The sequence below is a fragment of the Staphylococcus simiae genome, assembly GCF_002902085.1.
Taxonomy (GTDB): Bacteria; Bacillota; Bacilli; order Staphylococcales; family Staphylococcaceae; genus Staphylococcus; species Staphylococcus simiae.
Genome location: NZ_PPQR01000016.1, coordinates 1 through 8,041, shown reverse-complemented (window position 1 = coordinate 8,041; position 8,041 = coordinate 1). Strand labels below are relative to the sequence as shown.

General features: G+C 34.3%; 6 protein-coding genes and 1 pseudogene. 6 read left to right on the top strand and 1 reads right to left on the bottom strand.

Annotation, left to right across the window (positions count from 1 at the left end):
• Positions 1 to 777 precede the first annotated feature (777 nt).
• From yycF to rlmH, 6 genes are all read left to right on the top strand, one after another.
• Positions 778 to 1,479 (top strand): response regulator YycF, encoded by a 702-nt coding sequence (yycF, locus tag CD113_RS02935; protein WP_002462711.1) that lies wholly within the window; start codon positions 778 to 780, stop codon positions 1,477 to 1,479.
• A 12-nt stretch (positions 1,480 to 1,491) separates the two neighbouring features.
• Positions 1,492 to 3,318, top strand: coding sequence for a cell wall metabolism sensor histidine kinase WalK (gene walK, locus CD113_RS02930; RefSeq protein WP_002462712.1), 1,827 nt, complete (start codon positions 1,492 to 1,494; stop codon positions 3,316 to 3,318).
• Positions 3,311 to 4,645: a two-component system activity regulator YycH gene (gene yycH, locus CD113_RS02925; protein WP_002462713.1), complete on the top strand. Its 1,335-nt coding sequence runs from the start codon at positions 3,311 to 3,313 to the stop codon at positions 4,643 to 4,645. Before walK ends, yycH begins: the two co-directional genes overlap by 8 nt.
• Positions 4,646 to 5,434, top strand: a complete 789-nt coding sequence (locus CD113_RS02920; RefSeq protein ID WP_002462714.1) for a two-component system regulatory protein YycI — start codon at positions 4,646 to 4,648, stop codon at positions 5,432 to 5,434.
• 386 nt (positions 5,435 to 5,820) lie between these two features.
• Positions 5,821 to 6,621: an MBL fold metallo-hydrolase gene (locus tag CD113_RS02915; protein ID WP_002462715.1), complete on the top strand. Its 801-nt coding sequence runs from the start codon at positions 5,821 to 5,823 to the stop codon at positions 6,619 to 6,621.
• Between the two features lie 550 nt (positions 6,622 to 7,171).
• Entirely contained in the window at positions 7,172 to 7,651 is a 480-nt protein-coding gene (gene rlmH / locus CD113_RS02905; protein ID WP_002462717.1) for a 23S rRNA (pseudouridine(1915)-N(3))-methyltransferase RlmH, read from the top strand.
• A gap of 139 nt (positions 7,652 to 7,790) precedes the next feature.
• On the opposite strand, the pseudogene CD113_RS02900 reads toward rlmH, so the two are convergent.
• Positions 7,791 to 8,041: pseudogene (locus CD113_RS02900) on the bottom strand (transposase); the annotation flags it as partial.

Here is an 8,041-nt window from a genome sequence, read left to right as displayed (position 1 = left end):
GTCTACTTCTCTCTCTACAACTATAAAAAATAGCTGTGAAAAAATCTATCGTCATAGATTTCTTCACAGCTAATCTTAGTATGTTTTTCAGGACTGATCGAGTGAACGTCAATCACAGTCCAATTTGTTAGAGCAACCTATTATATAACTAACTATGTGCATGATGTTTAATTGAAGTATGATGTACATCATCATCTAAGCGCAACGCACCCAATACATCAATGCGCACTCACTAACTTGTAACACGCACCAACTGCTATCAACGCCCAGTAACATCAATTTAAATACTGATTTATGCCCATCAATGACAAACTGATATCCATCGATGCCCCATCAACACGCACCACCTTACTTGTAAAGCACAACGCCCACCAATGACTAAATATTGCACCAACTCAACAAATGCTGATTCATAGATACACACACTAATGACTAAACACGCACCAACTGATACCCCCAACATCAACGACAATAATAACCAAATCCATAATCAACCAACACGCACCGAAAAACTGAAACGCAATATTTTATGATTAAAAAAAGATAGTGATATAACTCAGAAAAAATATTAATTGATAAGTTTATATTGAAAAATAGAATTAATAGGCTATAAATGGTAAATTATATAGTAGGTTACTATGCGTTATATGATATAAAAATGTCACAATAACATATAAATAGTAAGTGACGAACCAACACAAAGTCTCTAAAATAAAAACGACTTGAGTGAAAAATGATAAAATTAGAATGATGATACAAGAAAAGAGGTTTATGCAAATGGCTAGAAAAGTAGTTGTAGTTGATGATGAAAAACCGATTGCTGATATTTTAGAATTTAATTTGAAAAAAGAAGGATATGATGTTTACTGTGCATATGATGGTAACGATGCCGTAGACTTAATTTATGAAGAAGAACCAGATATCGTGTTACTCGATATTATGTTACCTGGTCGTGATGGCATGGAAGTATGTCGTGAAGTACGTAAAAAATACGAAATGCCTATTATTATGTTAACTGCCAAAGACTCAGAAATTGATAAAGTGTTAGGTCTAGAATTAGGTGCAGATGACTATGTAACTAAACCATTTAGTACACGCGAATTAATTGCACGTGTTAAAGCGAACTTACGTCGTCATTATTCACAACCAGCGCAAGAAACAACAAGTGCGACAAACGAAACTACAATTAAAGATATTGTGATTTATCCAGATGCTTATTCAATTAAAAAGCGTGGCGAAGATATCGAATTAACACACCGTGAGTTTGAATTATTCCATTATTTATCAAAACATATGGGACAAGTAATGACACGTGAACATTTACTACAAACAGTATGGGGTTATGATTATTTTGGTGACGTGCGTACAGTGGATGTAACCATTCGTCGTTTACGTGAAAAGATTGAAGACGATCCATCACATCCTGAATATATTGTTACGCGTAGAGGCGTTGGATACTTTCTCCAACAGCACGAATAGAGGTTTAGACGAATGAAGTGGCTCAAACAACTACAATCCCTTCATACTAAACTAGTAATTGTTTATGTCTTATTAATTATTATTGGTATGCAGATTATTGGTTTATATTTTACTAATAATCTTGAAAAAGAACTGTTAGATAACTTTAAAAAGAACATTACACAATATGCGAAACAATTAGATATTAGTATAGAAAAAGTATATGACGAAAAAGGTTCTGTCAATGCACAGAAAGATATACAAAATTTATTAAGTGAATATGCGAACCGTCAAGAAATTGGAGAAATTCGCTTTATAGATAAAGATCAAATTATTATGGCAACGACGAAGCAGTCTAACCGTAGTCTAATTAATCAAAAAGCCAATGATAGCTCCGTTCAAAAAGCCTTATCATTAGGGCAATCTAACGACCATTTAATTTTAAAAGATTATGGTAACGGTAAAGATCGCGTGTGGGTTTACAATATCCCAGTCAAAGTAGATAAAAAAGTCATTGGTAATATCTATATCGAATCGAAAATTAATGACGTCTATAATCAATTAAACAACATTAACCAAATATTTATTGTAGGTACAGCCATCTCGCTACTTATTACTGTGATCCTTGGTTTCTTTATTGCCCGAACGATTACCAAACCCATCACTGATATGCGTAACCAAACCGTCGAAATGTCTCGAGGGAACTATACGCAACGTGTGAAGATTTATGGTAATGACGAAATTGGTGAACTGGCGTTAGCCTTCAACAATTTGTCTAAACGTGTGCAAGAAGCCCAAGCGAATACAGAAAGTGAGAAACGACGACTTGACTCAGTTATCACACATATGAGTGACGGTATCATAGCGACAGACCGTCGTGGGCGCATTCGTATTGTCAATGATATGGCTCTAAAAATGCTTGGCATGGCTAAAGAAGATATTATCGGTTATTACATGTTAAGTGTCTTAAGTCTAGAAGATGAGTTTAAATTAGAAGAAATTCAAGAAAACAATGATAGTTTCTTATTAGATTTAAATGAAGAAGAAGGACTTATTGCGCGTGTTAACTTTAGTACCATTGTGCAAGAAACCGGCTTTGTCACAGGTTATATTGCTGTGTTACATGATGTTACCGAACAACAACAAGTTGAACGAGAACGTCGCGAATTCGTTGCCAACGTTTCACACGAGCTACGTACACCATTAACATCTATGAATAGTTACATTGAAGCCCTTGAAGAAGGTGCATGGAAAGACGATGAATTAGCACCACAATTCTTATCCGTTACACGTGAAGAAACAGAACGTATGATTCGTCTTGTCAACGACCTTCTACAATTATCTAAAATGGATAACGAGTCAGATCAAATTAACAAAGAAATTATCGACTTCAATATGTTTATCAATAAAATTATTAATAGACACGAAATGTCAGATAAAGACACAGAATTTGTCAGAGAAATTCCTAATCAAACCATCTTTACTGAAATCGATCCAGATAAAATGACGCAAGTATTCGATAACGTCATTACCAATGCGATGAAATATTCTCGTGGTGATAAACGTGTCGAGTTCCACGTGAAACAAAATCCACTGTATAACAGAATGACAATCCGTATTAAAGATAACGGTATAGGTATTCCAATTAACAAAGTAGATAAAATATTTGATCGCTTTTATCGTGTTGATAAAGCCCGTACACGTAAAATGGGTGGTACTGGTTTAGGTTTGGCAATTTCTAAAGAAATCGTTGAAGCACACAACGGTCGTATCTGGGCTAACAGTGTAGAGGGGCAAGGTACATCTATCTTTATTACACTTCCATGTGAAGTGATCGAAGACGGTGATTGGGATGAATAATAAGGAACATATTAAGTCTGTCATCCTAGCCTTACTTGTCCTTATGAGTGTCGTATTAACATATATGGTCTGGGACTTTTCACCAGATATTACAGACGTTGATAATACAGATAGTAAGAAGAATGATACTAAACCTTTGACGAAACCGATGACTGCCAATATGGATACGACAATCGCACCTTTTCAAATTATTAATTCTAAGGACGATCATCCTAAAGGTACAGTCGCAACGGTATCTAATGTCACGAAATTAATTAAACCATTGAAGAATAAAGGTGCCAAGTCGGTAGAACATGTGCATCGTGATCATAATTTAATGATTCCGGAATTAGGTCAAGATATTACAATTTTAGATTTCACGTATGATTTACCATTATCGACGTATCTCGACCAAGTGTTAAATAGTAATGCTAAAGTACCTAATCATTTTAATTTTAACCGTTTAGTGATTGATCGTAATGCTGACGACCGTATTGTACTATACGCTATTAGTAAAGACCGTCACGATTATGTTAAAGTCACAACAACTGCTAAGTTTGCTAACTTTAAAGAGGCCTTAGCAACAGTTAAATCAGAAATGAAGCCATATACGGATATCATTACAAATAAAGATAGTATTGATCGAGCGACGCATCTTTTTGCGCCTAGTAAACCTGAAAAGTTAAAAACATATCGCATGGTCTTTAATACGATGAGTGTTGAAAAGATGAATGCCATACTGTTTGACGATTCAACGATTGTCCGCAGCTCGAAAAGTGGTGTCACAACGTACAATAACAACACAGGTGTTGCAAATTACAATGATAAAGATGAAAAATATCATTATAAAAACTTATCAGAAGATGAAAAAAGTTCTAGCAATATGGAAGAAACGATACCAGGTACCTTTGATTTCATTAACAATCACGGTGGTTTCTTAAATGAAGACTATCGTCTGTTTAGTACGGATAATAGCTCTGGAGAATTGACATATCAACGCTTCTTAAACGGTTATCCAACATTTAACAATGAAAATTCAAATGAAATTCAAGTCACTTGGGGCGAAAAAGGTGTCTTTGATTATCGTCGTTCGTTATTACGTACAGATGTTGTCTTAAATAGTGAAGATGAAAAATCATTGCCAAAATTAGAATCCGTACGTTCCAAGTTAGCAAATAATAGTGATATTGATTTTGAAAAAATAACTAACATTGTTGTCGGTTATGAAATGCAAGATAATCCAGATCATAATCATATGGAAGTACAGATTAATAGCGAACTTATACCACGTTGGTATGTTGAATATGATGGTAAGTGGTATATGTATAGTGATGGGGGGCTAGAATAAATGAACTGGAAACTTACGAAGACACTCTTCATTTTCGTCTTTGTTCTAGTTAACATCATGCTAGTTATCATTTATATTAATAAAGTGAATCGTTCACATATCAATGAAGCGGAAAGTAATAATGAAGTTAACTTTCAACAAGAGGAAATTAAAGTGCCAGATAGCGTGTTAAGTAAATCTGTTAAAGATTTACGTTTATCACAAATCACGGGCCGTTCTAAAGACTTTTCAGCACAAGCCAAGGGAGACGATGAGTTAACAACATCTAACTCTGGTAAGCAATTAGAAGCAGACGTTGACCCAAGTGTCACAGTTAACGACAATAATTTCAAAGATTTAAAGGATTATCTAAACAATCACGTCTATCATGGTAAGACATATCAACTTAGTGATATTACGTCCAATAATGTGAAGTACGAACAAACGTATCAAGATATTCCTATTTTAAATAATAGTAAGGCCACAGTGACTTTTAATGTGAATAATAATAAAGCGACGAGCTATAAACAAACGATGATGGAAGATATTAAGCCGACAGAAGGTACAGACAAAAAACGTCAAATCATTACACCTAGAAAAGCGATAGAGGCACTGTACTTCAATCGTTATCTGAAGAAAGACGATCAAGTCATTAATGCTAGACTCGGCTATTATTCAGTCGTCAAAGAAACGAATGTCCAATTATTACAACCTAACTGGGAAGTGAAGGTTAAACATCCAGGAAAAGATAAAGTCTATACTTACTATGTGGAAGCAACAAGTAACAATCCTAAAATTATAGATCACTAAGTTGTTGAAAGGCTAGTGCTGTTAATGATGCAGCACTAGCTTTTTTAAGTGCGGCGGCAAGGGAGAGATAAGGCATAGACGTATTGATTGAAAGCTTAGTGTTGTCGTTTTTGGTTAACGTTATATCTACTTTAGTTACTTATATGCTTATGTCAAAAGCTTTTGTATTCTGTCAAACATTGTTATAATAATTAAGAAATTCATTGTGCGCGGTTATTAAAAATTAATAATTTGAGACAAGTCGATGGACAGTTACAGTTAAAATGTAAGACAAGCAATAAGTAGACTAAACTTAAACAAATGATAGTTTCTGTAGAGAAAATCATAAAGTTAGGTTAAGTGATACTGCGGTCACTGTGACAGGTGAGTTGTCGACATAGGAAAGGATGAGTCGCTTGATACGAATGAGTGTCTTAGCAAGTGGAAGTACAGGGAATGCTACTTTTGTAGAGAATGAAAAAGGTAGTTTATTAGTCGATGTTGGTTTAACAGGTAAGAAAATGGAAGACTTGTTTAGCCAAATCGATCGTAACATTCAAGATTTAAATGGTATTTTAGTGACACATGAACATATCGATCATATTAAAGGGCTAGGCGTCTTAGCACGTAAATATAAATTGCCGATTTATGCTAATGAAAAAACATGGCAAGCTATAGACAAAAAAGATAGTCGCATTCCAATGGATCAAAAATTCATCTTTAATCCATATGAAACAAAAGAAATTGCTGGATTTGATATTGAATCATTCAACGTGTCACATGATGCGATTGATCCACAGTTTTATATTTTTCATAATGATTATAAGAAATTTACCATATTAACAGATACTGGTTATGTTTCAGATCGCATGAAAGGTATGATTCGTGGCAGCGATGCTTTTATTTTTGAAAGTAATCATGATGTAGATATGTTGCGCATGTGTCGTTATCCATGGAAGACGAAACAACGTATTTTAGGAGATATGGGACATGTATCTAACGAAGATGCAGGACGTGCCATGACAGATGTTATCACAGGTAATACAAAACGTATTTATTTATCACATCTATCTCAAGATAATAATATGAAAGATTTAGCACGCATGAGTGTAGGGCAAGTATTGAACGAACATGATATTGATACTGAAAAAGAAGTGCTATTATGTGATACAGATAAAGCAGTTGCTACACCAATTTATACGTTGTAATAAGGTGAACAGCTAATTTTATTGCAGTGTGTACATTATGGCGAAAATTTTTGTTGAGATGGTGCTAAGTCCTTTAGGAATGTCGTCATTAAAATACGTCATACTTAAAAATAGGTGTTAATGATAGCTCTAAAATTAAAGAATGAATAAAGTCAGACAAGCGACCTACTAAGTGGGTCGTTTTTTTGTGGATATAGGTGTGTAAAAAGTTGTGGATAAGCTTGTGGGAAAGTCAGAAAATAATGGTAAAGTACGTCTAAAAGATGACAAAATCAAGGATATATGTAAAATAAACGTTAAGACAGACGCAAAGTTATCCACTGAACTGTCCATAGTTACCCACAAATGTGTATAAAACAATAGATAATACCCACAATATACACAGACTTATCCACAAAACCACAGGTTATACACCAAATTTTGAGTATAACTATAAGAAAAAGATCAAAAACTGTGAATTATCCTGTTATAATAAGAGGGAACAATGTTAACAAGTGTACAACCTGTGGATAACTTTATAAATAATAAACACGCTGGAGGACCAAACGCGATGAAAATTACTATCCTATCTGTGGGAAAACTAAAAGAGAAATATTGGAAACAAGCAATAGCAGAATATGAAAAACGTTTAGGCCCATATACCAAAATAGACATTATAGAAGTGCCAGATGAAAAAGCACCAGAAAATATGAGCAACAAAGAAATTGAACAAGTAAAACAAAAAGAAGGAGAGCGTCTCCTAGCAAAAATCAAACCACAAGCCATAGTGATTACATTAGAAATTAACGGCAACATGTTGTCATCAGAAGGATTAGCACAAGAACTCGAACGACGCATGACCCAAGGCCAAAGCGACTTTGTCTTCGTTATAGGCGGATCCAACGGCTTACATCAAGACGTCATCGCACGCAGCAACTACGCCCTGTCATTTAGCAAAATGACCTTCCCACACCAAATGATGAGGGTTGTGTTAATAGAGCAAGTATATAGAGCATTTAAGATTATGCGAGGAGAAACATATCATAAGTAATGCGGTTTTTTGATAGGGTTAATTTTATTTTAGAAGTTTTGGAGTAATATATTTATCAATTTTATCAAATTTACTATATGATTATTTAATATTAATTTAATGTTTAGTCTAAAAAACTATGTAATGTTTTATACATAATCTATTGACTAATTGAGTCTGGGACATTAAGTTCTAGGTTTAAGTAAAAAAGACAATTTCTATTGAAAATTGATAGAAATTGTCTTTTTCGTTATTAATTTTGAAATATACAGCTCGTTGAGCTGCTATTTTCCTTATGTTAACTGCCATTAACACAAATCCAAGTTCACGTTTAACCTTATCGATTCCTCGAACTGACATTCGAGTGAACCCCAAAATAGCCTTCGTGAATCCAAAAACAGGTTCTACGTC

Excerpts from the sequence above, each read along its gene's own strand:
- yycH (WP_002462713.1), top strand. The coding sequence starts at position 3,311 with ATGAATAATAAGGAACATATTAAGTCTGTCATCCTAGCCTTACTTGTC.
- CD113_RS02915 (WP_002462715.1), top strand. The coding sequence starts at position 5,821 with ATGAGTCGCTTGATACGAATGAGTGTCTTAGCAAGTGGAAGTACAGGG.
- rlmH (WP_002462717.1), top strand. The coding sequence starts at position 7,172 with ATGAAAATTACTATCCTATCTGTGGGAAAACTAAAAGAGAAATATTGG.
- walK (WP_002462712.1), top strand. The coding sequence starts at position 1,492 with ATGAAGTGGCTCAAACAACTACAATCCCTTCATACTAAACTAGTAATT.
- yycF (WP_002462711.1), top strand. The coding sequence starts at position 778 with ATGGCTAGAAAAGTAGTTGTAGTTGATGATGAAAAACCGATTGCTGAT.
- CD113_RS02920 (WP_002462714.1), top strand. The coding sequence starts at position 4,646 with ATGAACTGGAAACTTACGAAGACACTCTTCATTTTCGTCTTTGTTCTA.